The sequence below is a fragment of the Tardiphaga sp. genome (assembly GCF_025356345.1).
GTDB lineage: Bacteria > Pseudomonadota > Alphaproteobacteria > Rhizobiales > Xanthobacteraceae > Tardiphaga.
On sequence record NZ_JANXTC010000126.1, the window covers coordinates 1 to 2,170 of the forward strand.

Annotated in this window: 3 protein-coding genes; 2 read left to right on the top strand and 1 reads right to left on the bottom strand. The window is 68.0% G+C overall.

All coding sequences use genetic code 11. From position 1 onward, the window contains the following. Both Q0S16_RS07430 and Q0S16_RS07435 read left to right on the top strand, forming a co-directional pair. Nucleotides 1-535 (top strand): 2-dehydro-3-deoxygalactonokinase (locus Q0S16_RS07430; RefSeq protein WP_295846599.1); only part of this gene is annotated, 535 nt, incomplete at its 5' end. Beyond that, complete coding sequence (locus Q0S16_RS07435; RefSeq protein WP_295846601.1) at nucleotides 532-1,131, top strand: 2-dehydro-3-deoxy-6-phosphogalactonate aldolase; 600 nt, start codon at nucleotides 532-534, stop codon at nucleotides 1,129-1,131. The genes Q0S16_RS07430 and Q0S16_RS07435, both read left to right, overlap by 4 nt. 18 nt (nucleotides 1,132-1,149) lie before the next feature. Here the strand turns inward: Q0S16_RS07435 and Q0S16_RS07440 are convergent, their stop codons facing one another. After that, nucleotides 1,150-2,112 carry a tripartite tricarboxylate transporter substrate binding protein gene (locus tag Q0S16_RS07440; RefSeq protein WP_295846603.1) on the bottom strand — a complete coding sequence of 321 codons (963 nt, stop codon included), beginning with the start codon at nucleotides 2,110-2,112 and terminating at the stop codon, nucleotides 1,150-1,152. Nucleotides 2,113-2,170 lie beyond the last annotated feature (58 nt).

The following is a 2,170-nucleotide window of genomic DNA, read 5'->3' on the forward strand; positions in this document are numbered from 1 at the left end:
AACCCAGATCGCCGGCCTTTTGCTCGACAATCCCGGCTTTGACGGCGTGCTCTGCCTGCCGGGCACCCATACCAAATGGGTGCGGGTGCGGGGCGGCGAGATCGTCGCATTCCAGAGCGTCATGACCGGCGAGCTGTTCGCGCTGCTGGCCGGTCAATCGGTGCTGCGCCACAGCCTGGATGGCGAGGGCTGGGATGACGCCGAATTCGCCCGCGCCGTCAGCGCCACGCTCGCCGATCCCGGCGGTTTCGCCGGCCGGCTGTTCGCGGTCCGCGCCGAAGCGCTGCTGTCGGGCCTGCCGGCGGCGGCGGCGCGGGCGCGGCTGTCCGGGCTGTTGATCGGCGCCGAACTGGCGGCGACGCAGGCCTATTGGCGCGACGCCGATGTCACCATCGTCGGCAATGGCGCGCAGTCCGGCCATTATGCCGACGCGCTGCGCGCGCAGGGCCGCTCGCCCGCGATCGCCGATACCACCCTCGTCACGTTGAGCGGCCTGCGCTCGGCCTGGCAGCAACTCGCAAAGGAGGCGTCATGACGCGCCACATCATCGGTATTCTGCGTGGTATTCGGCCGGAGGAGGCCGAGGCGATCTGCGCCGTACTGATCGAGGCGGGGCTGACCACGCTCGAGATCCCGCTCAACTCGCCGCAGCCGCTGCGCACCATCGAACAGCTCGCCAGGACGTTTGGCGACGTGGCGACGATCGGCGCCGGCACCGTGCTGACCGCGCAGCAGGTGCGCGACGTCGCCAGCGCCGGCGGCACTATCATCGTGTCGCCGAATTTCAACGCCGAGGTGGTGGCGGCGACCCAAGCGGCGAGACTGCGATCATGGCCCGGCGTGTTGACGCCGTCGGAATGCTTTGCCGCGCTTGCTGCCGGCGCCGACGGGTTGAAGATCTTTCCCTGCTCGGTGGTCGGTCCGGCCGGCATCAAGGCGATGCGCGCGGTGCTGCCGGCGGACACTGCGCTCTATGCGGTGGGCGGGGCAGGCCCATCGAACTTCGCCGAATGGCGCGCCGCCGGCATCACCGGCTTCGGCATCGGCACCGCGCTGTATCAGCCCGGCCAATCCGCCGACGCCGTAAGCCAGGCCGCGGCGGGTATCGTCGCGGCCTATGATGCGATGTGACGGTGGCCTGAAGCGGCGTCAGTCCACCGAGACGCCGGCCAGTTCCACCACCTTGCGCCACTTCTCGGTCTCCTCGGCGATCAGTTTGCCGAACGCTTCCGGTGTCATCGGCCGCGGCAGGCCGCCGACCTCGCTCAGCCGCGCCACCAGCTTCGGATCCTTCAGCGCGAGGTCGATCGCCTTGTTGAGGATCTCGACGATCTCCGGCGGCGTGCCCTTCGGCGCTGAAATGCCGTAGAAGCCAACCGACTCGAAGCCCGGCACGGTCTCGGCGATCGCCGGGATATCCGGCAGCGGCGGCCAGCGCTTCGGCGAGGTCACGCCGAGCGCGCGCACGGTGCCGCCGCGCGCCTGTTCCAGCGCGGTCGGCAAATTGTCGAAGATCAGTTGCACCTTGTTGGAGATGATGTCCGGGTAGGCGATCGCCGAGCCGCGATACGGCACATGGATCATGTCGCATTTGGTCAGCGCCTTGAACAATTCCGCCGACATGTGCACCGAGGTGCCGTTGCCCGACGAGGCATAGGAAATCTTGCCGGGGTTGGCGCGGCAATAGTCGATGAATTCCTGCATCGTCTTCGCCGGCACCGCATTGGCGACCACCAGCATGTTGGCGAGCTGCATGATGCTGGCGACCGGCACGGTGTCGCGGATGAAATCATAGGGCAGCTTCTTGTACAGCGATGCCGAGATCGCATTGTTCGGCGCCACGAACAGCAGCGTGTAGCCATCCGGCGCGGAGGTCACCGCCGCGGCGGCGGCGAGGTTGCCGCCGGAGCCGGCGCGGTTTTCCACCACGAATTGCTGGCCGAAATGCTCCGACAGCCACTGGCTCATGATTCGCGCGACGATATCGACCGGGCCGCCGGCGGCAAAGCCGATCAGCCAGCGCACCGGGCGGTTCGGATAATCCGCGGCAGCAGCGGGCAGGGTGCCCAGGCAGAACACACAGAGCAGCGCAACGCGCCAGAAAGCGATCATGTTTCCTCCAGAAGGTGGCCGCGTCGTCGCTGTGCGACGGCGCGGGCTCCGGCTTGGC